Raw genomic sequence first — 23,450 nt, 5'->3', positions numbered from 1 at the left:
TTAATTATCTATTCGTGCCGTGAAAAAACTCACCATTGTTGCGGATGATTATGGCTTCGGGCCAGAAACTTCGCGTGCCATTCTGGAACTGGCGAATTCAGGTCATCTCCAGGGCACTGTTTTAATGGTGAATTCCCCATATGCTCCACAGGCGGTGCGAGATTGGCAACTGAGCCAACCAAACGCAGAGTTGGGCTGGCACCCTACTTTGACTTCGGATCGCCCGATATCAGATCCACAATTAGTGCCGAGTTTGGTGGCGAAAGATGGCAATTTTTACCCACTCAAGCAGTTTTTGCAGCGGATTGTGTTGGGAAAAATTCGTGCCACTGAAGTGGAAGCGGAATGGCAGGCACAGTTACAGCGTTTTCAGGAATTAACCGGTCACCTGCCACAATTGGTCAATTGTCACCAGCACTGTGGGATCTTTCCACCAGTAAGCAAAGTCTGGCATCAAATTGTAAGTTCATTGCCTAAAAGTACATACGTTCGAAACGTGGTCGAATCACCAAAAACACTTTGCCGAATCCAGGGTGCCAGCATCAAGCGGGCAATATTGTCTATTTCTCATCGATTATTCATTTCTCAGTGGTCTGGAAACCCACAAAACAATGCCCTGGTGGGTGTTACCGATCCCAAGTGGGTTGCAGATCCTGATTTTCTCATCAGGTGGGTGAAGACAGCTTCAACAGCAACTCGACTGGAAATTTGCTGCCATCCCGGGTATCGTGACGAATCGTTGATCGGTCGCGATTGCAGTACCGGCGAACTGATTCGTAGGGAAGGCGAGCGTAAACTCTTGCTTGATATGCATTTGCGACGATTAATTGGTGAACTTGGCTACCAAATAGTACTACCCACTGAAATGCAATGAATGCATGGAACCGCACCACGGTTGAACCGAAGCACCTGCCATCTGTCAGCATCGTTGTGCCTGCCTTTAATGAAGCCAGTGTGCTGCCAATTTTTCACCAGGCGTTGGTACAGGTTATTGAAAACCAGCCCCACTTTCGGTGGGAAATTGTCTATGTGGATGATGGCTCGAAAGACCACACACTGGCATTGATGATGGGTTGGTCGCACCTGGATGCTCGGGTGCGTTATGTGTCGCTTTCCAGAAATTTCGGCCACCAGGCGGCCCTTTGTGCTGGGATGGATGCGGCAACCGGCGATGCCGTCATCAGCATGGATTGTGACATGCAGCACCCACCTACGGTCATTCCACAACTGTGTCAGGCATGGCGGGAAGGATTTGATGTAGTAGTGACGATACGCTCCAACCACCATTCCCTGGGCTGGTTCAAGCGAGGCACTTCGTTTCTATTTATGAAAATGCTCCGCAGCATCAGCGGGCTTGATATACGCCCGGGGGTGTCGGATTTCCGGTTGCTTTCCAGGCGGGCGCTCACTGCATTGCAGGCGCTACCCGAAAAACAGCGTTTTCTGCGTGGCATGGTCCAGTGGCTGGGGTTTGAAAAGAAAGAAATTCCATTTAACGCACCCCCACGTGCAGCGGGAAAGTCGAAGTATCGATTATTGTCGATGTTGTTGCTCGCCCGCGATGGCTTACTTTCGTTTTCACGCTTGCCTATTCATTTGGCTCTCATTTTTGCGTTGATCTGCCTTGGTGTTAGTTTTGTGGGCAGCATGATTGCAGCCCTGGCCAGCAGTTCGATACCCAGTTGGATCTATGCAGCCATCATCGGTGGGCATGCCACTGCCTTTGGATTCTGGGTTTGTCTCTTTGCTTTCAGCGAATATCTGGCACGTATTCATGAAGAAACCCTGGCACGTCCTGTGTATATGGTGCGGCATCAGTCTGCTGCCACCATCTATCAGGTTTCCACAACCAGCGATGCCCGATGAAGTTCACGGTGAAGCATGCCCTGGGCTTGTGGCTACTGTTGTGGCTGATTGTCAGCGCGCATAGTTTGCTGCCACGCAAGCAGGGGAAGTTGTACATCACTTTTGCCAGCGCAGGTGAGCATTTCTGGCATGAGCAGCCGTTGTATGGAGACTTTCCAGAAACGCACGACCAATATCGCTACAGTCCCTTCGTTGCGGCACTCCTGGGTCCGTGGCATTGGTTGCCACCGTGGCTGGGGGAATTCTCTGGCGTGGGTGCCTCGTGGGTGCAGTCATCATTAGTTGTCGCTGGTGGCAGGATATCTTTCCGGGTATCCCATGGTGGCACGTGCTGATCCTGAGCCTGCCGTTGATCGCACCAAATATCAAGAACGGTCAGGTCAATCCGTACGTTTTTCTGTTGATGACAGGTGCTGTGTGTGGGGCTCTGCGGGGCAACTTCTGGTGGGCTGCCTGGTCATTGGCACTGGCCGTGGCCTTCAAAGTCTACCCCATCTCGCTTGGCTTGTTACTTCTGATCATTTACCCACGCCAATTGCTGTTACGTTTGCTCATTGCCAGTGCTGTTCTGTTTTTTCTGCCACTGTTTTTAAAGTGGGACTATAGTTGGCAGCAATATTTGCTCTGGTTCGAAAAGCTGGCCTCCGAAGACCGCACGATGCAAAGTATCGATCGGGGATACCGCGATTTTCAGAAAATTTTAATGACTTGGGGGTTGCCCACGTCGATCCGCACGTACCGAATCATGGAAGTGCTTGCAGGAATGGTACTTGCGGCGATCTGCCTGAAATGGCGTGGGCTGGTTTTCACACCACGTTCGGAGCGAACAGTGGGGCAATTTGCTCTGTTCAGCAGCCTGTTATGGTGCACCCTTTTTGGGCCGGCGACAGAATCCGCCACATACATGTTGCTGGCCATTCCTGCCGCCTGGGCAGTTCTGATCGGGGCGACGACAGGAGGCAATAACCGCTTTCTGGCTTATCTGGGCTATGGATTATTGCTGGCCATGCTGATAGGGCAGTGGTTCCCGAAAGACATTTCGTACCACGTGCGAGTGGTGAACCCACAGCCCTATGGGGCAATTGCTTTAGGAATATGGCTGATCTGGTATTTCAGGCAGCAAAAAGTGGCAGTGGCTGGGCAGGAGAATCGGCCACCTCATTCAACGTAAATCTTTACCAGACAATCTTTTAGAACTGATCCAGCCAGAAGTGATTGCCACGGTAGTACTTGTGGGGCATCCACAGCATATGGTGCCAGTTTGGCTCTTTGAATGCAGGGTAGGCCATGTATGCGGGTGGACGCATGTAAGGAGCACCCTTAGGTTCCGGGTACTGTGGGCTGTACGAAGGCCAATAGTTGTGTGGAAAATACACGTACGGATAATAGTAACCACGTGGTAGTTGTGGTTCTGCTGCCAGTGATTTTGCTGGTGACATCACAAAAAGGCTGCCAACCAGGAACATGCCGACAATCAAGCGACGAATCATTTGTTTCCTCCTGAACGCACTGACCACCGTAGTGCGGCCAGCATCCACGAACAGTATCGTAATTCCCCCACGGTTCCTGTTGGTGGGAAGCTGGGTAAAGGAAGAAATAAATAGAATTTCCAACCTGCTGTAACTATCCTGAGATATTTACGTATTGCAGCAATCGGGCGGCTGAGATGAATCGTTGCCGGCAGCAGCTCGAATTCAACCAGTTTTTTCAAAATTAGGTTAAAGAAAACGGATGACAACAGAACGCGATTTGGTTTATGAGAATCCTCTCATTGGTAGATATGCTTCCCGCACCATGGCCGAACGGTGGGGGGCTCAACGCAAGTTTTCAACATGGCGTCGCCTGTGGCTCTATCTTGCGGAAGCTGAAGCCGAACTTGGCCTGATGAAAGACGATGGTGTTACCCCACGAATCTCCGGGGACCAGCTTCAGGCAATGCGGGAACATCTGGATGATATTCAGTTTTCCGTTGCAGCCAGTTACGAAAGAAAATTCCGGCACGATGTGATGGCCCACGTGCATACTTTTGGTGACTGCTGCCCAATTGCAAAGGATGTTATCCACCTGGGGGCAACTTCCTGTTACGTTACCGACAACACCGATCTGATTCTGTTGAAAGAATCGATGATTGACCTGGCGGGGAAACTGGCGGCAGTCATTCACCAGCTTTCCGTATTTGCGGAAAAGTGGAAGTCCGAGCCGACGCTCGGGTTTACCCACTTTCAGCCAGCCCAGCTTACCACTGTGGGGAAACGGTGCTGCCTCTGGATCAGCGATTTGGTGCTGGACTTACACGAACTGGAACATCGGATAGCCACCTTGACATTCCGTGGAGTGAAAGGCACCACGGGCACTCAGGCGAGCTTTCTGGCACTGTTTCAGGGCGACCACGGCAAGGTGCGTCAACTCGATGAACTGGTGACACAAAAAGCGGGCTTTGAAAAGAAAACGATCATTTCCGGCCAGACTTATACTCGAAAATTCGATTCGATGGTTCTCGATTCGCTGTCTGGAATTGGCCAAAGCCTGCATAAGTGGGGCAATGACCTGCGATTACTGGCCCACAAACAGGAAATTGATGAGCCGTTTGAGCAGGACCAGATTGGCTCTTCGGCAATGGCTTACAAGCGGAACCCAATGCGGGCCGAGAGAATTTGCAGCCTGAGCAGGGTGTTGATGGGCTTTCCCGCGATGGCTGCCAATACCACAGCAACGCAGTGGTTTGAACGCACCCTGGATGACAGTGCGGCACGCCGGGTTTATCTACCCCAGGCTTTTCTGGCTGCAGATGCCTGTCTGCAGATTGCCTTGAACATTTCATCCGGCCTGGTGGTCAACAAAGAGATCATCCACCGCAACCTCATGGAATATCTGCCATACATGATGACCGAAAACGTGATGATGGCAGCAGTAGCAAAGGGAGAGGACCGGCAGGAAATCCATGAAATTATCCGCCAATTCAGCCACCAGGTAACCGCAGGAATCAAAACGGGCGAAATGACCAGCGCCTTTTTGGTGGAGTTATTAAAGAAAGATAAGCATTTTCAGGGGATCAATATTGATGCGGAGATGCAGCCCAGCCGATTTGTGGGGCGTTCTGCGGAACAGGTTGAAGAATTTTTGTTACAGGAAGTCGCCCCCATTCGTCTCCGCTACCACGATCTGCTGGATCAAAAGGGAATTCTGAAGGTTTAGAGGCACGTTTACTTACGATGAAACCGGAAACCGCGATAATGGCGGTTATGCTATGGGTTCGCCAATCAGATCACTACCGATGGTACCTGGACTTACAGCTACGATGATTCCGGCAATCGCACAAAAAAATCGCTGGGAAGCAGTGCTGAAACCTGGACCTACGAATATGGCCACAATAACCATCTTGTTCGGGTAGAGCAGCGGTCTACCGATGGTACCCTGTTGGTACGTATCGATTACACGTACGATGTCTTCGGCAATCGGTTGAGCATGGCTTGGCTGATACTGTTACACTTCTTGAAGGTTATGGCGTTAAAATTAAGGATGTCAATCATAATATTGGTATACCACTTAGAGAAGTAGACATCGAACTTGAAAATGGAATCATTATTCAAGTAAAAAACCTAGGCGGTGCAAAGAAAATGACGAGGCAGCTAGAAGATACACAGAAGGCAACTGGCAGAACTGTGATTGGCTACATAGTTGAAACTCACGAAAATTCTACTGATATTATCAACAACATAGACAAGGGAAATCAAGTTGCAACAAATAGCATAGATGATTTAATTGATTTGGTTAAATAAAGGTGATACATCCATGGGCGCTCCGATAGTAACGGTTTTTTTGCCTGATAAATGTGAATATAATTCTCTATTGGATTACATTGTGCATCAATTATCTTTGCACGTATGAATTGCCTCCGGGCTTTCCATTTTCTTTTTTGCGCTCAAACTCTAGGCCGCGACTATTTTCTCGTTCAATTTGACAATGACTCATTAGAGATTATAGAAGAGATGTTATTATGGGATAAACCTACTGATTCTTATAAGAAACTTCTTGCAGATTGCAAGCCCAGCATAAATATACACTATAGAAATATTGACTTTGCAAAGCAATGTTTGCTTGTAGTTGCCAAATTTTTAGACAAATTATCTTGCATTAGTATTTTTGAGAATGGCTTAGGATGTTTATTGCTTCTCTCTGATGTGTCAGAATCATTGGCATCCGATTCTACTTGGACATGGGAACGACAGACTTTTAGTGACATTCCAGGAGTTGCCGATTCAGAATGGCTTGAATAGTCTTATGCAAAAAAAAACTAATTCTTAGCAATGGCACTATGCTTCATGCATTCTTAAACACGTATTTCGATACACGATTTTAGTAAGCATATGATTCAATATTTAAATTTCTAATTTTTCTAATATTGGCTTTATGAGTGCCATGATTATTATACGTAATAACAGGTCTGATCAACCTTTTGCATATCTGTTGCTGGCCGAAGGATGCATCCGTGGTGAACGAGAATAGGCCATTGAATTGTTTTGAGAAATGCCCATTCAATTGGCAACTTCTTGCATCGATTTCAATCTGCGCGATAGTTGGTGATCAGAATGACCGTTCTATCGTAAGTAGGAGCAAAGAAATTGAACCCAGAAACAGACATCACACGAAAGATGCAGTTGCTGCACTGGCGGACCCACACCATGCTCGCCGAAATGACTGGCGAACTGCATCATTATTACGTGGCGGTGCGGTATCTGCCGGAATCGGCAGAGAGCAAAGCGCCTTGGGTTGTGCCCTGGCTCGTGCAGGTCATCTGCATGCTGCCCGTGAATATTTGCAGATGGCTGTTGCAGAAATGCCCTGTGATCAGCAAGTGGCCTGGGCATATTATCAGGTGTTGCACGATATTGGAATGCGGATCGAAGCCCGCTGTTTTGCCGAAGAACGGAAAGTGTTGCAAGCAGCCCACCCCGAGCAATTGCCTGTGGAATCCTGGTTCGCTGATGTAGAACGAACTGGTGCGGAATTAACCAGTATTCTGATCCCCTGCCATAATCAGTGGCACTACACTGAAGCCTGTCTGCAAATTTCTTCATAGCCCGAAGCGTGAGCAAGGGTTTTGAGCGAGAAGAACTCTTGCTCACGCTTCGGACTATAAAGATACGAAAACATGAAAGTAAACCCGCGGCATACGCCGTCAGTTCACTTATGATTCGGAACGATAGAAATTCCCTTGTTGGTGCTGCGGGCTAGGGAAGTAAAACAACCTGCGGCTACTAACAAGCTGAACTGGATTCCCGCCTGCGCGGGAAAGACGTTTGTTGTCACAACCGTCTCAAGTTTTACCGCGGCTATCACCGTCGGCTCACAAAATTGCATAGATGGTACTGCACATTGTGGGCATGGTGGGTCCGATGAGCAACGAAACCGCACCCTCACAGCAATTGGCAACTGGCTACCAGCAACTGGAAGAACTGCCGTTTTTTTGCGATGCAGATACAGAAGCAGCACAGCCAGCAGGCACTAAACGTGAAACGGTGAAAAGGTTTTTGCCTGGCGGTGAGGCGTGATGTGGTGCAGCAGATCGGTGCTATGGATGAACAGTTTGGCACCGGTTTTTTTGAGGATGATGATTGGAGTGTGCGGGCGTTGCAAGCTGGTTTTCAATTGCTGGTGGCCAAAGATGTGTATATTCACCATTTTGGCAACCGCACGTTCCAGTGCTTGGGGCTGGACACACCAGCATTGCTGGCAGCCAATTTTCAGCGTTTTCACCAGAAATGGGGCAGTGCGTATTCGGCTGGATACCGTACAGGTGGGCAATCAGATGCTCAGGGCAATGCAGGTCCTGACATGCAGCCCGCTGAAAGACATGGGCGAGACGCCCTTGTTACGAAAATCCCTGCTTCAGAAACCGCACTTGCAAAAGTTTCGCTGTGCATGATTGTGCGGGATGAGGAACACCACGTACTTGCCCTAATAATTTAACAACAGTTCTAATTTGTGTTTTCTTTTCCACGTATCCGTTCGAGAAATCCCTGCAAATCTTTCGGTAAATCCATTTTCCAGCCGATTTGTTCCCCGCTTTCGGGGTGCTGAAAGCCCAGTTCAAGTGCGTGCAGGGCTAACCGTGGGGCATTGCTGGGATCAGCAAGTTCGCGACCATCGACGGTGCGATTGTATACTTTCTCCCCACAGACCGGGTGGCCAGATTCCGAAAGGTGAATCCGAATTTGGTGCGTGCGGCCTGTTTCCAGTTTACATTGTAATACCGTATGTTGGGGCAGTTTCTCAAGCACCGTCACGTGGGTGATTGCCTGTTTGCCGACACCTTCCAGTCCGCTGCCACGTCGACCATCACCGCGATCACGCACCAGCCAACTGCTGATCGTTTGTGGCAAAAACCGTCCATTAACCACTGTCCAGTAAAGCCGTTTGACGGTGTGGCGGTGAAATTGTTTCCCAAGGAGGCGTTCTGCCAGCACAGATCGTGCGAAAACAACGAGCCCACTGGTATCTTTGTCTAAACGCTGCACAATCCGCAGTGGGGGAAGCGATTTGGCATCCCGGCCCAGTTCCTCGGCAATTGCCCACTGCGTAATATCCTGCAACGTGGGGGCCAGTTTCCGACGCTCTTCCCCCCATTGAAGTTCGGCTGGGTGACGCACCGTGTTGATGCCACTGGCCTTTTCAATCACGACTAGATGGTCGTCCAGATGTCTGATTGTCAGGTTTTTGGGGCTTTCCCCACGAATGGTGGGGGCAGGGCGTGCCAACATTTCAACTGTTTCCCCTGTTTTCACTCGCCTGGCGTGGTCCATGCAGACACTGCCAGAGATTTTGACATGGCGTTGCTCAATCAGTTTTCGCACTTGCGACCAGGAATTGGTTGGCAAATAGTGCCGCACCCACCAGGCCAACGTGCGGCCTGTGTTTTCAGAAGTAATGGTAAAGGGTTCGATAAGGAATTCAGACATTCTTGGAACAACAGTTAATAATATTGCAAAATGATTATATAACCATTTTGGCATCTTATGGTTTTTGATACCACTTCAGTGCGTTTTCGCGGAAGAACAGTGCCTGACATCGCTCGCACTGTCCCTGCATGAATTGATCTACGATATTGTGAACTGTTTTGTAACTGGCAAAGCGTAAACAGACCGGCCAGTTGCTGCCGAACATGATGCGATTTTCACCAAAACGGTCCACCACGTGGGAGATTACGCCGTGGTAATACTTCATCTCCGTTGGTGCTGTGCCATCAGATTTTCCACTGCCTTCCACTAACGCGGAAATTTTACAGGCGACATTGGGCAGATCGGTCAAACCATCAATTGCTTTCACCCAGTCTGCCGGTGGGGATTTGCCATCGATCCGTACATTGCCCACGTGGTTGACGATGATTCTTAATTTTGGGAATATCGTGCCCAGTTCTTTTGCCATGTGCAGGCAATCCAGCCCACCATTCAGATCCAGGCTGATCTGGTGGTCAATCAGCAACAGCAGGTGCTGCTTCGCCAATCTGGTTTCCCACACCCGTTTAATTTCGCCAGCGTTCTGGCGAATGCCCACAAACTTTGGCTGGTTCTTCAATTTCTGCAGCGGTGCGGTAAATTGCTCCCCACCCACGGGTAATCTTCCAACGATTGACAAAATATTAGAGTTTTTTTCAGCCAGTTTCAGCAACCAGAAATTATCATCGATCCGTGGTGAAGCTTCCACCACCACCGTTTGTGCTACCTGATGTGGTGCGGCTACTTTGGTAAAATCTGCTGGCAGATAGGGCTTGTACAGCAATTGATCTTTTGGGTTGGGCCAATCAACACCTTCAGAACGAGTGGGATCGTAGAAGTGTGTGTGCACATCAATTTTCTGTAACTCATTACCGGGCAAGCAATTACTGCTTGCTGCCGTGGCAGCCAGTGTGGCCAGAAAGTGACGTCGATTGACCTGAATCATGAAGAAAAACTCACTTTTTAGCAGAAACCTGGTAACACCAGATGGTATCTTTTTCTCGAAGATACATTTTCCCACCAATTACCACGGGGTGGGCCCAGCAATTGCCATCACCATTTGGTAATTTAAACGAACTGATCAATTGGTATTTTGCAGGATTTGCTGAAACCAGACCCACATAACCATTCTGCCAGCGGACAAAGAGCAAGCCATCAGCGTAAGTCATGGATGCAGAACCGCTTGCGCGGATGTCATCTTTTCTGGTCCAGCGGATGGTGCCTGTTTTCACATCTGCACACCAGATCCGACCACTGTCGTCGCTGTCGCCATAGATGAAATTGCCCACCAGAATCACCCCACCGTGCTTGTTCTTCAATTTGTTCGACCAATACACTTCGGTGGCGTTCATCATGCCTCGGTTGTTGCGAATGGTCAGGAGGGCACCACCACGGTCGTAACCTGCGACTGCAAAGACCTGTTCTTTCATTGGAATCGGTGTGGGAATGTTGGCGGTATTGTCTGCAAAGCGATCACCGCGTGCACCATAGTTCCACAGTAGTTTGCCGGAAGTGGCATGAAAACTGACCACGCCCTTCGAAGTCAGTGTCATGTACTGCTTCACCCCACCCAGTGTGCAGGGAACAATCGACGAATAACCGGCGGCATCATCGCTGGGGGCAACACCTTTCCATTTCACTTCGCCGGACTTTTTATCAAGTGCAACCATCGTTGCTTCGGGACCACCGGGAGTGCAAAGGACCAGATTACCATCAACCAATGGCGATTCTGCAAATTGCCAGGCCCCGTGCCTGCCGCCAAAATCATTCGTGAAGCTTTTACGCCAGACTTCTTTGCCATCAGCAAGTTGCACGCACACCAGGTCGCCATATTGGCCAATCCCGTAAACGTAATCACCGTCAATGGATGGGGTGCAACGTGGGCCTGGGTAGCCACCACCACCGCCAGCACGGCCTACTTTAGTCGACCAGAGGGAAGAACCGTCCGATCGCTTAACGGCAAAAAGCTGGCAGGAACCGTCTGCATCACCCATGGTAACAACGGTATCGCCTTTCATGGCCACGCTGGAAAAACCCTCGCCCACACCAGTGGCTTTCCAGACCAGCTTGGGGCCATCTTCCGGCCAGGCTTTCAGAAGTCCTTTATCTGGCGAAATATTTAATCGCCCCGGCCCACGAAATTGCAACCAGTCGGTGGTTGTCGTCTGGCCACAGACCAGGCTCGCAGAAAACCCGCACAATAGTACTGTCAGGGATAGTTTGTTCATCTTCACTGCCTCATTTTCAACATCGTACCACAGGAATGGAATGGCGGCTGCAACAAATTTCTTTCTCCATAAAATAGAAGAAAACTAGGATCTGGAACAATGAAGTATACCTTTTCAGGGGCGAGAATCTTAATCGCTGATGATAACAGTCAGGGCTGTGAACTCCTGGAGGCCTATCTGGCCGATACCGAATGTGACTACCGAATCGCCACCAACGGCGAAGAGGTGTTGCACGTGGTGGCCGATTGGCAGCCCCACATTATCCTGCTGGATGTGATGATGCCCAAGCTCAGCGGGTTTGAAGTCTGCAAGGCCATCCGCAGTAACCCCACCACGGCAAAAATTGGCATTATCATGGTCACGGCACTCGACCAGCAATCCGACATCGATCGTGCGGTGGATGTGGGCACCGATGATTTTCTGACCAAACCGATTGATCGGCTGGATTTGCTGATCCGTATCCAGGCGATGCTTTCCTCTCTTGGTCAGCAAAACGATATGGAACGCTCTTTGCAATATATTGCAGCTGTTGATGCAGGTGGGCATTGAGCACACCACAAGTGATATTGAAAACACGCAAAGCACTCCCATTTTTTGCCCGCCACCCGTGGGTATTTAATGGGGCAATTGCCAAAATCGATCCCACCTTGAACGATGGCGACACAGTGGACCTGATCAGTGCTGAATCGGTCTGGATAGCGCGTGGATTATATAACTCCCGAAGTAAAATAACGGTTCGGTTATATACATGGGATCAACAGGAGTTTCTGGACCGCACCTGGCTGCGGAATCGGATTCAGCAGGCGATTGCTGTACGCACGCAACTTGGGGTCAGGCACCCTTCACGTGGATGTCGCTTGATTTTCAGCGAAGCGGATCAATTATCTGGCCTCGTGGTCGATGAATATGCCAATTATTGCTGCGTTCAGGTGACTTCGCTGGCATTGGCGATGCGGTTGGAAGAAATCTGCGACATTCTGGAAGAAATCCTGCAACCCAAAGGGATTTTTGTCCGCACGGAGCAGGGGATTCGGAAGCTAGAAGGGCTGGAACTGAACGACCACCTGCACCGTGGGGAATTACCACCGGAAGGATTTGGTATATCTGAAAACGGCATTTTTTTTGAAGTAAATCTGGCAGAAGGACAGAAAACCGGTTTTTATCACGATCAGCGGGATAATCGTCTCCGCAGTCGGCAGTTTGCCGTTGGGAAAAAAGTGCTGGATGCCTGCTGCTATACAGGTGGCTTCGGTCTGAATTGTCTCAAGGCTGGTGCCAGCCAAGTTGACTTTCTGGATACTTCCCAACTCGCTTTGGATATCGCTGCCAGAAATGCGCAGCACAATTCGCTGCCGAACGCTAGTTTCTGGAAAGGTGATGTGCTGAAAATTCTCCCACAGTGGGTGGCAGAAGGCAGAAAATACGACCTGATTGTGCTTGATCCGCCCAAATTTGCCCGCGATCAGGCGACTTTTCGCGAAGCATTAAAGGGTTATCATAAATTGCATCAGGCCGCACTGCAGTTGTTGGTGGAAAATGGCACATTGATCACTTGCAGTTGCTCCGGGTTGCTCGACATGGAGCAATTTCTGCGAATTATTCAGGAAGCTGCTTCCCAGCAACGGCGGCACGTGCAAATTATCGAAAAACGTGGGGCAGCTCTGGACCACCCAATTGCACTTAGTTGCCCGGAAACAGAATATCTCAAATGTGTGATCTGCAGAGTGGGTTAAACCATGCGAATCCGTGGCCAGCATTATCGAACTGGTGATTTGATTGATCTGGAACTCCTCCAGCAACAGGTGACTGCCGTTTCGGCAGCACAGTACGATATCGATGTCGACCACCACCACGATTGGCTGATGCCAGGCATGTTTGACCCCCAGATCAACGGGGCAGTGGGGATCAGCTTTAACAGCCCAGAGCTTTCTGAAGCGGGCATCATGAAGGTGGTTGGGCATTGTCGAAGGCATGGCATTACGCAGTTTTTTGCAACTTTGGTCACTTGTGCCCACGAAGTAATGGTGCGGAATCTGCAACTGATCGCTGCCATTCGGGCTGATATCCCTGCAGTTCAGCAGGTGATTGCCGGAGTGCATCTGGAAGGTCCCTGGCTCTCGCCAGTAGATGGCCCACGTGGGGCCCACCCGAAGGAGCATATTCGACCTGTGAATGAACAGGAACTGCGGCGTTGGCTGGAGGCTGCACCTGGTCTGGTTCGCCTGGTGACGCTGGCACCGGAAGTGGCTGGTGCCGTCGAGATGATTCCCACATTAACTGCGAATAATATTGTGGTTGCGATTGGTCACACGGCCGCAACTCCTGCTCAGATAAGAAGTTCCGTCGATGCGGGTGCCACGATGAGCACCCACCTTGGGAATGGATGTTCGGCAATGCTGCCCCGCCACGATAATTTTCTGTGGGAGCAATTGGCGTGCGATCATCTCTATGGTAGTGTGATCGCTGATGGTTTTCACTTGCCCGATGCGGTGCTGCAGTGCATGATCCGCTGTAAAGGGTGGGAGAGGCTGCTGCTGACCTGCGATGCCAGCAGTCTGGCGGGATTACCACCTGGGCCTTACCACGAATGGGGAGTGGATCTGGAAATACTGCCCACCGGGAAAATTGTGTTGCAAGGCACTCCGTATCTGGCGGGCAGTGGGGTATTTCTGGACACCTGTGTCCGACACTTAGTGGATAGGCTGCGCTGCCCATTGGGAAAAGTGCTCCACGCGGTCACCGATCACCCACGCCAGTTTTTTGGATTGGCTGCAGAAGGCACAGATAACGGCTTTGTGCATGGGGTGATCGGCGTCGACTGCGACCCCACCAGCCAACTGCAATTTGATCTGAATTATCTGTTAGCGCCCACGTAAGATGGTGCAATCATTTGGGCGATTTTCGGCTGTATTCTGTTGCGAAGAAGTCTTCGGATGGGTATTCTAATAAAAATGTTGTTTTACTTTCGACACTACGATGAACATTGAGCAAACGATTTCCGATCTTTCGACACTCTCTGTAAGTGATCGATTGCGGATTGTGCAGGAGCTTTGGGATTCAATTCCTGCGACTACCGAGATTTCAGTTTCTACAAGTCAACATGAGGAGTTGTCTCGTCGCATCGCTGCGCATAACGCCAATCCTGAATCCGCTATCTCACATGAAGAACTTCAGAGTCGATTCGAAAGAAAGAACTAATGGCTACTGTTCGTTTTCGCCCGGAAGGTGACCTTGCTGCTATTCAAAAATGTGACTGGAGATGTAATTACTAGGTGTTTCCTTTAGCGACCTTATTCGGTGTAAATGAAAAATACAATTATTGAAAGAGTTCGCGCTTTCTTTCTGCAATCTATGCCAGAAGAAAAGGTAACTGCCTCTTTCAATGCGGATCAACTGCAAGTGATGTTGCCTGATGGAAGCATTTGCATTATGATTCGAACCAAAATCCAGATGATCGGTATTCTAACCACTTCAAGTGGTCCTTTCTTAGAGGATGTCTACTGGGCAATATCGGACCACGAATCTACGATCTTCGTGCCACAAAAATCAGCTGACTTTTCAAGTCTGCTCAGTGATTTTCAGACGATGCCCAACTTTAATAATGATGCATTTATAGACGCAATGTGTTGTACAGAAGATAGATTATTTGTATGCTGGGAACGAGAATAGGATCACCAGAAGTAATTTTGCTTTCAGCCGAAATACACCATTCATAAATCGCTTTTCCCACGGTACATCCATTTATTTGATGGTACCTTCTACCTGGGGTATTTTTGACGTGAACTGGATAAATTGGCTTCTTGAGAATGGCACTACCTCCGATGAGCAAATTGCAGAAGCCTTACAACTTTCGAAAATTCGCTCCATGTCTCTTGCCGACACATTAGTTGCGCAAGGGTACGTGGATCTCTGGGATATCACACAGGCCTTTGCAGTTCAACAGGGTGTTCAGCCCATAAACTTTTATTATGCCACCATTCCATCGGATGTGATTCGGGCGATACCTGATCTATTAGTCAGGGATTTATTGGTCCTTCCTGTAGCATTGAGCAATAATATACTTTGGTACGCAACACCACATGTCATTGATCAAGACCATCAGTTGAGGTTATGCAGGATTTTGAACCGAGATGCTCGCCCGTTGTGGGCCAGTAGTGATTGGGTTTATCGCGCAGAGCAGGAATACTACATCTACTACCATATTACAAAAGCTCAGACAGCGTGGTGTTTCAGAAAATACAACGATGACCAATGGCTACTTTTACCTGGTAACCGCTATTGGGATTACTGTATTGCTAAACGCAGTAGCGAGAAGAATGGAAATGAAAATGACGTATCTAAGATTGAGGACCTAATGTGATGATGGTAGGTAGTAGTGTGTATTCTAAACTGTAATTGCTTTGCTGGTCGTTTCCGCGACATTCCACATCTTGGACCAAAATAAGGTAGCCCCTATGGGTGCTGAAGAAGTCTGGAAAAGTGTTTTTAAGCGATGTAATGTCACCAATTGTTGGCTGGCTTTGCTTTGAAGGCAATCGTTTTCGGCATAATCAGTATCTGCTTTGGTGCTTTAAGCAACCAGCCGATGACTTCTTCGTCATGGATGGCCAGAATCCTGCGTCGATGCGACTTGATTCCTACAAATCTGTTACTAATCGTTGTTACGCTAGGGCGTGTTGACGAATCGGAGTTTCTTTCTAAACCCTTTTATTACAGGCACTTAACGTCAAGGCAGGCGCATCATGAGAGCAATGCTTACACCCAAAATTTGGGCAATTTTTAGGCCATTGGTCGAACGAGCCAAGAGATCCGCTGCTGGTGCAAAGCCAAAACTTACTGATCTTATGTTCTTTGAGGCACTGTTATTTCTTATCAGAACTGGGCTTCCTTGGAGAGATTTACCTTCAAGATTTGGCGACTGGAATGCAGTTTATCAGCGGTTCAAACGTTGGCGTGAAAACAATGTTTTTCAGCGACTTTTTGAGGACATGCCGAAAGATACACCACTGGAAAACATCAAACGAATATTCATCGATAGCTCAGTAGTTCGAGCACATCAACATGCTGCTGGCACGGCAAAAAACTGGTGATGACGATGATCAGGATCTTGGGAGAAGTAGAGGGGATTGAGTACGAAGATTCACGTTGCATGTCTTGACGAAAACACGTTAATCGCAGTGGAAGTAACTCCTGGACAATCTGGAGATGCACCTGAATTCGACAATCTGTTTGATGAAAGCATCATACAAGTTCCTGATATTGAGGAAGTTGTTGCAGATAAAGCTTATGATAGCGATAGTATCCGATCAAAAGTGATCGAAGAAGGGGATATTCCAGTACATATCCCAAACAAATCAAATGCGAAGGAAGAATGGCCAATCGACGAAGAAGCTTACAAAAGCCGGAACAAAATAGAAAGATTCTTTAATAAATTGAAGCAATTTCGAAGAATTGCAACTCGATACGACAAACTGTCAGACTGCTTTCTGAGCTTCATTCATCTGGCTGCTACGTTCATCAAATGCCGTTCATTCGTCAACAGAACCTAGTGTATTGTGTTCGCGAGCAACTTCGAGGCCCCTTTGCTATAAGCAAGTTGCAATGGTGTAGGTTAGTTGAGACGGTCATACAGGCTTGGGCTATCAGAAAAATACATTCTGAGGCCTTATTCGGCCTATACCCCATTGGCCAAAAATGTCCAATGAGCTTGGTTCGACTAATTGAAACCCGCTCCAAATGCAATTCCTTGAAAGGATCTCTGTGCATTTTTCACTTGAGTTTTGCCCCCCAGGGTAACAACCTGGCCAAAGAAAATTGTTTGATTCATACTCAACAATAATGCCTTGAATTCGACATTATTGTAGGTGAATTTTTCCACAGCAACAACTCTGTTTCGAATGCCTGCTCACAGCAGAAATCTTTTGTCCTGGGAAGAATATGTTGTTTGTCCTGGGAAGAAAGTTGTAAGGATTTCTTCCCAGGAAGGTATCCTTAAATGAGTGAAACTGTTTTTGTTTTAACAAAGGAGTGTCATTGCAATGCCTCGAGATACTCTTGAAACAATCATTCTGATTGTTGTAATTCTGTGGCTGTAAGGCTGGTTGGTTGTGCCGATTGGTGGCAATCTGACCCATCTGTTACTGGTAATTATTCTCGTAGTGATCTTATTTCGATTGCTGCAAAGGCAACGTCCTTTGCCGTAGAGAATCCAGTAGTTTTTTGTTTTAATTAACAGGAGATCTATTATGAAAATGCTTGTAGTACTTGTGTTGGTAGCTGGTATTGGTGTTGTATTTTATGGTTATTCCCAGGATTGGTTTACTGCCAAAGTTAAGAACGATGGCAATCAAACCACTATTACCGGGGGAATAGACAAAGAAAAGTTTCAGAAGGATACAGACGCCTATCTGGAAACTGTTCAGGAGAAATTGGCTGATCTCCAGGCGAACCTGGATAGTCTGAAGTCTAAAGCCAAGGATGCTAAAGGTGACACGAAAGAAGCATTAGACAAAGAAATCGCCGCCTTGTCTGAACGCAAAGAAAAACTTGGAGACAAGTTATCTGAGATGAAAGATGCCACAGCTGAGAAGTGGGAAGAGTTGAAGTCCGGTTTCGAGCTGGCATTTTCCGATCTCAAGAAAGGATTCCAGGATGCGGTATCTCGCTTCAAATAGGCGAAGCTGTCTGATGGGAACCATTTTTCTGAAACTTGGTTCAATGATATCGAAAAGTATCTGGACCCGTCATAGTTAATGCATCCTGCTGCTGAACTGAAAACATTTCCGAGAAACCCCGACAAAGGATTGGGATTTTTCTAAATTTATCTCAATTGAGTCAGCGGATGCAAACTATGAAAAAAATCTTTGTTTCAGCTATCAACAGCGACTTTCACAAACCGCCTGTCAATCCTGAAAACGTAGGGTGGTTTGTAGGTGGTCTGTACCAAGCTTTGCACCAGGGAAAAACTGGGTGATTTCGTTGTAATACTGTTTTGGAAATGGCATTGCGGCTGAAAAGTGGGTCAACCACAATTGCTCCACACCCGCAGCTTTGCCCAGCAAGCCCGCTTCGGCAAAGGTCATATGCTTATTTTCCTTTGCTTTGGGCAGATCGGCGGGGTCACCATATGTACCTTCACAAATTAGCAAATTGGAACCTTCCACGAACTCCACCAGATTCTGCGTGGGGCGGCTGTCTGTTATATAACCTAGTCGTAATCCAGGACGATCCTCCCCCATCACCTGGTGGGGGTAATAGGTGGTGCCGTTATGTTCCACTGTTTCACCACGTTGAAGATCTTTCCAGCGTTTGATCGGAATATCTAATGCTTTTGCTGCTTCTGGCAAGAACTCTGCCGCCCGAAACAGGTCGAAGCGATAACTCAGGCAGAATATTTCGTGATCTGCAGGAGTGGCAGAGATACTGAAATCTTTGAACTGGTAAAAATCTTCCAGTTGGGCATCCATTTCGACCAATTCAATAGGAAATGGCAAACGCGGTGCGATGACACGTAACGAGTCAACGACCCTTTTCAGCCCTTTAGGTCCCGCAATAATCAGCGGTTCATTTGCTTCTCTACCACTGTTGCCAATGGTCAGCAGTAATCCCGGTAAACCAGAAATATGGTCGGCATGAAAATGTGTGATGAGGATGACACCAATATTCCGCAATCCCCAGCCCAATTCCCGCAAACTGACCTGTGTGCCTTCCCCACAATCGATGAGAATTAACTCACCCTGATAGCGAATCAGGGCGCTGGCGAGATAACGTTGTGGTAAAGGGAGTGTGCCTCCGGTGCCCACCAGGGCCACATCAAGCATTCCATATTCCTCGTGAAACCGATCAGTTTATGGATTTCAATTCATTCGACATGGTTCGGTGGGGGATAACCATTTGCTTATTTTTGTGCAGTAGCAGGCGATTTCAGTCCCGCACCATTGACAGCCACGACAGAGTAGTTGCTGGAAGCATCTGTGATCGGAAATTGCATTCTTTGAAAATCCGGCATTGGCGTATCGTGGTAGGAAATCGATTGAAACACTTTTGCCGCAACTCCTTTGGCTTTCAGATTTTTGAGTTCGCTGACTACTTTTCCGTTTTGCAGAATTTCAAAGTGGGAAACTCCACTTTCCAGGTCAGCGTGGGCATCCCAGATCAAGAATGTTTTACCATTTTGCGTTACCACCTGCACATCAAACGGAGCTGCCGGTGGGGTATTATCTTTCACCCACCCGGCGGAGACGTATTCCTGCCACAATTTTCGGAAGTCCTTACTGGGAAACCAGATTGGGTGGGTCAGTTCATCATCAACTTCCTGAAATGTAGATGAGAACTCTTTAATTTTTACTTTCTCAACCAGCCTTCCTTCCTTTGGGATTGCCGCCAAGGATGGATCACCCGCTTTTTTAGAGAGTCGCAGGCCCAGGCATGTATCAAAAAATGGAATTGCCAGAAACCGACTTCCCCCACATTCGTGGGCTGTGACTGGATCGGGGCAGAAGCAGATTGGGGCATTTTCGGCACGGTAGGCGTTCATCATGGCTACCGCACCGGTCCAGGCACCGTTAAATTGTTTGTGGCCACGTTCTTTGAAACCAGGATTCAATGCCACGGGGACTTCAAATACTTCTTTGGTCAGTTTTACTTCAGGAATTTCGCCTTTAGTCCAGGCGGGGAGTGCGGTGCCAGAACGGCACCAGATTGCGACAATTCGCGTGGGATACAGTGTTTGCATAATGCTGGCCCAGAACCCGCCACCGGAATGACCCCACAGGCACCACGGAATCGTTGTAAGTTCGGGTCGTTTCGACTGTTGCGAAAAATCGTCCAGACATTTCAGGAACGTTTTTGCAGACCCGTTGCGAGGATCACACCACAAACGACAGTTTTGTTTTTCACCCTGGCCGTACGACGGTCCCAGCAGGGCACAGTTCCATTTGCGTGCCAAAGCCTGCCAGTGCAAATCATCTGCTGCCGTGCGGCCACCCTGACAAGCCCCCACCCCACAGCCGTGCTGGTGCACAATTACTGCACGCAGCGGTTCTTTGGTGTCTGGCACCCACAGGCGGTAGGTAACGGGCATTTGTAACCCCAGCGTATCGGTGGGGTATTCCACCTTATAAATGGTGCCATCTGCCTGAATAGGCCCAGTGCAGCACCACAGCATTATTGCTACAAGCACATTTTTTTTCATTTTTCCTTCATACTCCTGATGAAAATGAGCGATTTTTCACGTTTTCCGATCAAAAAGATAACCGGTTGGTGATATTGACCTCATTTCACCAGAAGGCGGTGCCACTGGCAAACAAAATCTGTTCAATTGGCCCACCGAAAATCTTTTCCTGAAATCCGGTATCAAATGCGTATAATAACTAGATTAGCAATGGAAGACTGCGTCAGGGAGCAGGGGATGGCGGAACAGAAAACCATTTTGATTGTGGATGATGACCGAGAGTTGAGCGATGGATTACGCACGTTACTGGAAAAGCATGGTTTTCGAGTCAGTCAGGCGTCTGATGGCAAGCAGGCCAAAACGCTGATTTCCAACAATCGTCCTGACCTTGTAATTCTGGATATGATGATGCCCGGGATGGGTGGTTATCCGGTGCTGGAGCATTTTCGCGATAAACCAGACGCCCCACCGATGATTATGATTACAGCCAACGAAGGGAGCCGCCACAAAGCTTATGCGGAATACCTGGGGGTAATCGATTACATTCGTAAACCCTTTGCGATGGAACGGTTGATGGAAGCAGTAAATAAAGCGTTCGCAACTCCTGATGAATCAGCAGCTTAGGAAGTTTGTTCTTTCAAATCGAGTTCAATTTATTTGAAAGATGGTGGGTAGTTCCAGAGTTTCTTCTGGAAGTAGTTTACATGTTTGTTGTTTTTGGATCGCTTCCAGCAGGTGCTGCTCAACGCACGATTCACAACTCAGAAAATAAGTTTTCATTTCAGCAGTATTACCATCGCTCCACCGTGCTGCCACTTTGTGGGTAGCAGTTCGCCCACAGTTTTTGGTCTGGCAATAAATTTTGTAAGCAAATGGCTTAGACATCGGTCATTCCGCTGGAAAATGGTACCGGCTGATCTTCAATTTCTGCAAGAGCATTTGCTGCTGCCCGAATCTCAGCCGATTTTTTTGAATTCCCCCACGCGGGGGAGAAGGTGCGGGATTCGTACTGCACCGCAATCAAAAATTGCTTCAGATGATCTGGTCCGATCTCCTTGATTATTAAGTACTTAGGAGTTTTGCCATTCTTGCGCTGGGTGTATTGCTGCAGTTGGGATTTCGCATTTTCAATTTGCAGTACAGGATCAATTGCTTCCATTCGGTGCTTCAACACCGGCAAAAGAAATCGTGTTACCTCTTCCAACCCACCGTCCAGATAAATTGCCCCCAGAATCGCTTCAAACGTGCCCGCAAGAATACTTTCAGGCAATTCTTCCGCATTGCCGAGCCCTTTGCTGATCTTCAGATAAGTGGCGAGACCCAGTTCCAGCAACATTTCTTTACAGGAAGCGCGACTAACCAGAAACGATTTCAGTTTGGTCAGGGTACCTTCATCTGCTTCTTCCTGAAATCGAAACAGAAATTCGACGCACACCAGGCCCAGGACGGCATCCCCTAGCAATTCCAGACGTTCGTAGGAATCCAGGCGGGTGCATGCAGAACTACGGTGGGTGAGGGCAGTCGACAGTAATTTTGCGTCCCGAAATCGATATCCCAGGATTGCTTCGCAACCTTCGATATCGGTAGTGTTCACACTTTCGCTTACAGGCAACATCCTGGTTTTGCTCGCATGACCATTAATTAAGTAGTTTGGTGATCAACTTAGTAGGCTTTGCCAGATTCTCCAGCATATGGTGCCACAAAAAGTTGCTAAATCCCAGCTTTGGAAAATCTTAAAGTAATCTTAACAGAAATTTTCAACGGATTCCAACATTAATTGCTTGCCCATCTGCACGCATTGTGATTTACTAAAGACCGATTTTTCACTGAACTGATCATTTCAGCAGAAATTTCGTCCCTTCTTGTCAATTACTGTGAGTTTGGGTGAAATGATTTCCCAAATGGATGCGATTCGTGGTTGGAAAAGTGCTGTCAGCCCAGATTGCCTTACCGAAGTCGTACAAAATTATTTGAACCGGTTTGTCACATCTGGTGCTGTGTTGCTGCTCAATCGCCAATTGCATCAACAATGGACTGGCTGCCTCTTTCTGCGAGAATCGGGTCAATTTCATGCACATCGTGTTACGCTCAGCAGTGAAGATGTTACGGAGTTGTTACATTCATCGCCCACGATCACACGTCCATTAGAAACTTTGGTACGCACGGATCACAGCATCACAACAATTTTTCCCGGCAGATCAAGTCTGGAGATTTGCATCGTGGTGGATCAAGAGCAGTTGCCCCCCACTTCTGAAAGTAATCATTCGATTCAACTGCTTCTGCTGCAATACTTTACGGAAGTCAGTCGGCTTGCACTGCTGAACGAACTGGAAGAAGTCCGTTTGCAGAATGCCCGCGAAATGCAATTGATCGCCGCTCTGCAAAAATCGCTGTTGCCAAATGCATTGCCAGTCATTTCTACGTTGCAACTGGCCGTGGAATATCTGCCTTCCAGCCACGCGGGTGGGGATTATTACCACGTACTGCGACTCCCACGGGGCAGGTGGGGGATATTGGTGGCCGATGTATCCGGCCATGGTGGCCACGCAGCGATGGTGATGGCCATAGTTCATTCACTGATACAGACATATTCCGGCCCCACTTCGCAGCCTGGATTATTGCTGGAGTACATCAACCGGCATCTGGTGCAGATGGAAACCCATTCCAAGGGCATTTTTGTGACTGCAGTTTATGCAGTTTACGATCAGGACCGCGCGGTGCTGCAGATATGTAATGCTGGCCACCCGGCACCCCGAATGCGAAATTCTGTTGGGAATTCAATCACGGAATTGCGTTCACAGAAGCGAATACCACTGGGTATTATGGCGGAGGTGGAATATCAACACACCGATTTTTCGGTGCGGCCCGGAGACGAAGTGCTGTTTTTCACAGATGGTGTAACCGATGCCACGAACGAAAACGAAGAACCTTTTGGTTTAGACCGACTGGACCAGGCGGTTTTGCAGTCGCAAGGGAACGCACGAAACACTATTCAACAAGTGCTTTCCCACCTGGACGATTATTTGGGGACTGCCCACGCAGCCGATGATTGTACCCTGCTGGTGGCAAGTTTCGTGAAATCGAAGAAAAAAGCGGGCGAGATTACTGGCGAATTCAAGATCCCCAAGCTGAATTAGATTGCATATCAACTAATTGCGGATCAGTTAATTTAAAAGTGATTATCTTGCG

General features: G+C 48.3%; 27 protein-coding genes. 19 read left to right on the top strand and 8 right to left on the bottom strand.

From position 1 onward, the window contains the following. The first annotated feature begins 19 nt into the window (after positions 1 to 19). Genes R3B84_08715 through R3B84_08700 form a run of 4 tightly spaced genes read left to right on the top strand, consistent with a single transcriptional unit; the run spans position 20 to position 3,037 of the window. Positions 20 to 874, top strand: a complete 855-nt coding sequence (locus R3B84_08715; protein MEZ6140639.1) for a ChbG/HpnK family deacetylase — start codon at positions 20 to 22, stop codon at positions 872 to 874. Further along, positions 871 to 1,866, top strand: a complete 996-nt coding sequence (locus R3B84_08710) for a glycosyltransferase family 2 protein (protein ID MEZ6140638.1) — start codon at positions 871 to 873, stop codon at positions 1,864 to 1,866. Before R3B84_08715 ends, R3B84_08710 begins: the two co-directional genes overlap by 4 nt. Then, complete coding sequence (locus R3B84_08705) at positions 1,863 to 2,201, top strand: hypothetical protein (protein MEZ6140637.1); 339 nt, start codon at positions 1,863 to 1,865, stop codon at positions 2,199 to 2,201. Before R3B84_08710 ends, R3B84_08705 begins: the two co-directional genes overlap by 4 nt. Further along, a complete protein-coding gene (locus R3B84_08700) occupies positions 2,129 to 3,037 on the top strand; it encodes a glycosyltransferase 87 family protein (GenBank protein ID MEZ6140636.1) in 909 nt (302 codons plus the stop codon). The genes R3B84_08705 and R3B84_08700 overlap by 73 nt, the downstream gene beginning before the upstream one ends. A 19-nt stretch (positions 3,038 to 3,056) precedes the next feature. Here the strand turns inward: R3B84_08700 and R3B84_08695 are convergent, their stop codons facing one another. Beyond that, the gene (locus R3B84_08695) at positions 3,057 to 3,479 is read right to left on the bottom strand and encodes a hypothetical protein (protein MEZ6140635.1); all 423 of its coding nucleotides are present in this window, start codon (positions 3,477 to 3,479) and stop codon (positions 3,057 to 3,059) included. A gap of 118 nt (positions 3,480 to 3,597) precedes the next feature. On the opposite strand from R3B84_08695, the gene purB reads away from it, so the two are divergent. From purB to R3B84_08670, 5 genes are all read left to right on the top strand, one after another. Further along, complete coding sequence (gene purB / locus R3B84_08690; GenBank protein ID MEZ6140634.1) at positions 3,598 to 5,061, top strand: adenylosuccinate lyase; 1,464 nt, start codon at positions 3,598 to 3,600, stop codon at positions 5,059 to 5,061. Positions 5,062 to 5,336: 275 nt separating this feature from the next. Further along, the gene (locus R3B84_08685; GenBank protein MEZ6140633.1) at positions 5,337 to 5,645 is read left to right on the top strand and encodes a hypothetical protein; all 309 of its coding nucleotides are present in this window, start codon (positions 5,337 to 5,339) and stop codon (positions 5,643 to 5,645) included. 710 nt (positions 5,646 to 6,355) lie between these two features. Further along, positions 6,356 to 6,946, top strand: coding sequence for a hypothetical protein (locus R3B84_08680; GenBank protein MEZ6140632.1), 591 nt, complete (start codon positions 6,356 to 6,358; stop codon positions 6,944 to 6,946). A gap of 316 nt (positions 6,947 to 7,262) precedes the next feature. Next, entirely contained in the window at positions 7,263 to 7,418 is a 156-nt protein-coding gene (locus tag R3B84_08675; protein MEZ6140631.1) for a hypothetical protein, read from the top strand. A 22-nt stretch (positions 7,419 to 7,440) separates the two neighbouring features. Beyond that, complete coding sequence (locus R3B84_08670; GenBank protein ID MEZ6140630.1) at positions 7,441 to 7,836, top strand: hypothetical protein; 396 nt, start codon at positions 7,441 to 7,443, stop codon at positions 7,834 to 7,836. Positions 7,837 to 7,844: 8 nt separating this feature from the next. Here the strand turns inward: R3B84_08670 and R3B84_08665 are convergent, their stop codons facing one another. The 3 genes from R3B84_08665 to R3B84_08655 are packed head-to-tail and all read right to left on the bottom strand — an operon-like array spanning position 7,845 to position 11,089. After that, a complete protein-coding gene (locus R3B84_08665) occupies positions 7,845 to 8,825 on the bottom strand; it encodes an RluA family pseudouridine synthase (GenBank protein MEZ6140629.1) in 981 nt (326 codons plus the stop codon). A 55-nt stretch (positions 8,826 to 8,880) separates the two neighbouring features. Then, positions 8,881 to 9,807, bottom strand: coding sequence for an amidohydrolase family protein (locus tag R3B84_08660; GenBank protein MEZ6140628.1), 927 nt, complete (start codon positions 9,805 to 9,807; stop codon positions 8,881 to 8,883). 10 nt (positions 9,808 to 9,817) lie between these two features. Beyond that, the gene (locus tag R3B84_08655; GenBank protein MEZ6140627.1) at positions 9,818 to 11,089 is read right to left on the bottom strand and encodes a PQQ-binding-like beta-propeller repeat protein; all 1,272 of its coding nucleotides are present in this window, start codon (positions 11,087 to 11,089) and stop codon (positions 9,818 to 9,820) included. 99 nt (positions 11,090 to 11,188) lie between these two features. Here R3B84_08655 and R3B84_08650 point away from each other — a divergent pair, with 99 nt between their 5' ends. The 8 genes from R3B84_08650 to R3B84_08615 all read left to right on the top strand — a co-directional run bounded on the left by R3B84_08650 (position 11,189) and on the right by R3B84_08615 (position 17,763). Beyond that, complete coding sequence (locus tag R3B84_08650) at positions 11,189 to 11,638, top strand: response regulator (GenBank protein MEZ6140626.1); 450 nt, start codon at positions 11,189 to 11,191, stop codon at positions 11,636 to 11,638. After that, entirely contained in the window at positions 11,635 to 12,822 is a 1,188-nt protein-coding gene (locus R3B84_08645; protein ID MEZ6140625.1) for a class I SAM-dependent rRNA methyltransferase, read from the top strand. The genes R3B84_08650 and R3B84_08645 overlap by 4 nt, the downstream gene beginning before the upstream one ends. Positions 12,823 to 12,825: 3 nt before the next feature. After that, entirely contained in the window at positions 12,826 to 13,965 is a 1,140-nt protein-coding gene (locus tag R3B84_08640; GenBank protein MEZ6140624.1) for an amidohydrolase family protein, read from the top strand. Between the two features lie 427 nt (positions 13,966 to 14,392). Next, positions 14,393 to 14,758 (top strand): hypothetical protein, encoded by a 366-nt coding sequence (locus R3B84_08635; protein ID MEZ6140623.1) that lies wholly within the window; start codon positions 14,393 to 14,395, stop codon positions 14,756 to 14,758. A 109-nt stretch (positions 14,759 to 14,867) separates the two neighbouring features. Continuing rightward, on the top strand, positions 14,868 to 15,449 hold the full coding sequence (locus R3B84_08630) for a hypothetical protein (GenBank protein ID MEZ6140622.1): 582 nt from the start codon (positions 14,868 to 14,870) through the stop codon (positions 15,447 to 15,449). A 382-nt stretch (positions 15,450 to 15,831) separates the two neighbouring features. Beyond that, the gene (locus tag R3B84_08625) at positions 15,832 to 16,179 is read left to right on the top strand and encodes a transposase (GenBank protein ID MEZ6140621.1); all 348 of its coding nucleotides are present in this window, start codon (positions 15,832 to 15,834) and stop codon (positions 16,177 to 16,179) included. A gap of 36 nt (positions 16,180 to 16,215) precedes the next feature. Further along, positions 16,216 to 16,638 carry an IS5 family transposase gene (locus R3B84_08620; protein MEZ6140620.1) on the top strand — a complete coding sequence of 141 codons (423 nt, stop codon included), beginning with the start codon at positions 16,216 to 16,218 and terminating at the stop codon, positions 16,636 to 16,638. 696 nt (positions 16,639 to 17,334) lie between these two features. Continuing rightward, positions 17,335 to 17,763 (top strand): hypothetical protein, encoded by a 429-nt coding sequence (locus tag R3B84_08615; GenBank protein MEZ6140619.1) that lies wholly within the window; start codon positions 17,335 to 17,337, stop codon positions 17,761 to 17,763. Between the two features lie 228 nt (positions 17,764 to 17,991). Here the strand turns inward: R3B84_08615 and R3B84_08610 are convergent, their stop codons facing one another. Both R3B84_08610 and R3B84_08605 read right to left on the bottom strand, forming a co-directional pair. Beyond that, positions 17,992 to 18,909 (bottom strand): ribonuclease Z, encoded by a 918-nt coding sequence (locus R3B84_08610; protein MEZ6140618.1) that lies wholly within the window; start codon positions 18,907 to 18,909, stop codon positions 17,992 to 17,994. A 77-nt stretch (positions 18,910 to 18,986) separates the two neighbouring features. Next, positions 18,987 to 20,282 (bottom strand): hypothetical protein, encoded by a 1,296-nt coding sequence (locus R3B84_08605; protein MEZ6140617.1) that lies wholly within the window; start codon positions 20,280 to 20,282, stop codon positions 18,987 to 18,989. A gap of 216 nt (positions 20,283 to 20,498) precedes the next feature. Between R3B84_08605 and R3B84_08600 the strand changes: the two genes are divergently transcribed. Beyond that, complete coding sequence (locus R3B84_08600; GenBank protein MEZ6140616.1) at positions 20,499 to 20,885, top strand: response regulator; 387 nt, start codon at positions 20,499 to 20,501, stop codon at positions 20,883 to 20,885. 24 nt (positions 20,886 to 20,909) lie between these two features. On the opposite strand, the gene R3B84_08595 is transcribed toward R3B84_08600, so the two are convergent. Together R3B84_08595 and rnc are read right to left on the bottom strand one after the other, a co-directional pair. After that, positions 20,910 to 21,146, bottom strand: a complete 237-nt coding sequence (locus R3B84_08595) for a hypothetical protein (protein MEZ6140615.1) — start codon at positions 21,144 to 21,146, stop codon at positions 20,910 to 20,912. Next, on the bottom strand, positions 21,139 to 21,876 hold the full coding sequence (rnc, locus tag R3B84_08590; GenBank protein MEZ6140614.1) for a ribonuclease III: 738 nt from the start codon (positions 21,874 to 21,876) through the stop codon (positions 21,139 to 21,141). Before rnc ends, R3B84_08595 begins: the two co-directional genes overlap by 8 nt. Before the next feature lie 286 nt (positions 21,877 to 22,162). Between rnc and R3B84_08585 the strand changes: the two genes are divergently transcribed. Then, positions 22,163 to 23,398 (top strand): PP2C family protein-serine/threonine phosphatase, encoded by a 1,236-nt coding sequence (locus R3B84_08585; GenBank protein MEZ6140613.1) that lies wholly within the window; start codon positions 22,163 to 22,165, stop codon positions 23,396 to 23,398. The last annotated feature ends 52 nt before the right edge of the window (positions 23,399 to 23,450 follow it).

The sequence above is a fragment of the Zavarzinella sp. genome, assembly GCA_041399155.1.
Lineage (GTDB): Bacteria > Planctomycetota > Planctomycetia > Gemmatales > Gemmataceae > JAWKTI01.
Note: the sequence above shows the minus strand (reverse complement) of the source record. Positions and strands in the feature narration are given on the sequence as shown.

Excerpts from the sequence above, each read along its gene's own strand:
- R3B84_08710 (MEZ6140638.1), top strand. The coding sequence starts at position 871 with ATGAATGCATGGAACCGCACCACGGTTGAACCGAAGCACCTGCCATCT.
- R3B84_08705 (MEZ6140637.1), top strand. The coding sequence starts at position 1,863 with ATGAAGTTCACGGTGAAGCATGCCCTGGGCTTGTGGCTACTGTTGTGG.
- purB (MEZ6140634.1), top strand. The coding sequence starts at position 3,598 with ATGACAACAGAACGCGATTTGGTTTATGAGAATCCTCTCATTGGTAGA.
- R3B84_08675 (MEZ6140631.1), top strand. The coding sequence starts at position 7,263 with ATGAGCAACGAAACCGCACCCTCACAGCAATTGGCAACTGGCTACCAG.
- R3B84_08670 (MEZ6140630.1), top strand. The coding sequence starts at position 7,441 with ATGGATGAACAGTTTGGCACCGGTTTTTTTGAGGATGATGATTGGAGT.
- R3B84_08665 (MEZ6140629.1), bottom strand. The coding sequence starts at position 8,825 with ATGTCTGAATTCCTTATCGAACCCTTTACCATTACTTCTGAAAACACA.
- R3B84_08660 (MEZ6140628.1), bottom strand. The coding sequence starts at position 9,807 with ATGATTCAGGTCAATCGACGTCACTTTCTGGCCACACTGGCTGCCACG.
- R3B84_08655 (MEZ6140627.1), bottom strand. The coding sequence starts at position 11,089 with ATGAACAAACTATCCCTGACAGTACTATTGTGCGGGTTTTCTGCGAGC.
- R3B84_08650 (MEZ6140626.1), top strand. The coding sequence starts at position 11,189 with ATGAAGTATACCTTTTCAGGGGCGAGAATCTTAATCGCTGATGATAAC.
- R3B84_08640 (MEZ6140624.1), top strand. The coding sequence starts at position 12,826 with ATGCGAATCCGTGGCCAGCATTATCGAACTGGTGATTTGATTGATCTG.
- R3B84_08635 (MEZ6140623.1), top strand. The coding sequence starts at position 14,393 with ATGAAAAATACAATTATTGAAAGAGTTCGCGCTTTCTTTCTGCAATCT.
- R3B84_08625 (MEZ6140621.1), top strand. The coding sequence starts at position 15,832 with ATGAGAGCAATGCTTACACCCAAAATTTGGGCAATTTTTAGGCCATTG.
- R3B84_08615 (MEZ6140619.1), top strand. The coding sequence starts at position 17,335 with ATGAAAATGCTTGTAGTACTTGTGTTGGTAGCTGGTATTGGTGTTGTA.
- R3B84_08610 (MEZ6140618.1), bottom strand. The coding sequence starts at position 18,909 with ATGCTTGATGTGGCCCTGGTGGGCACCGGAGGCACACTCCCTTTACCA.
- R3B84_08605 (MEZ6140617.1), bottom strand. The coding sequence starts at position 20,282 with ATGAAAAAAAATGTGCTTGTAGCAATAATGCTGTGGTGCTGCACTGGG.
- R3B84_08600 (MEZ6140616.1), top strand. The coding sequence starts at position 20,499 with ATGGCGGAACAGAAAACCATTTTGATTGTGGATGATGACCGAGAGTTG.
- R3B84_08595 (MEZ6140615.1), bottom strand. The coding sequence starts at position 21,146 with ATGTCTAAGCCATTTGCTTACAAAATTTATTGCCAGACCAAAAACTGT.
- rnc (MEZ6140614.1), bottom strand. The coding sequence starts at position 21,876 with ATGTTGCCTGTAAGCGAAAGTGTGAACACTACCGATATCGAAGGTTGC.
- R3B84_08585 (MEZ6140613.1), top strand. The coding sequence starts at position 22,163 with ATGGATGCGATTCGTGGTTGGAAAAGTGCTGTCAGCCCAGATTGCCTT.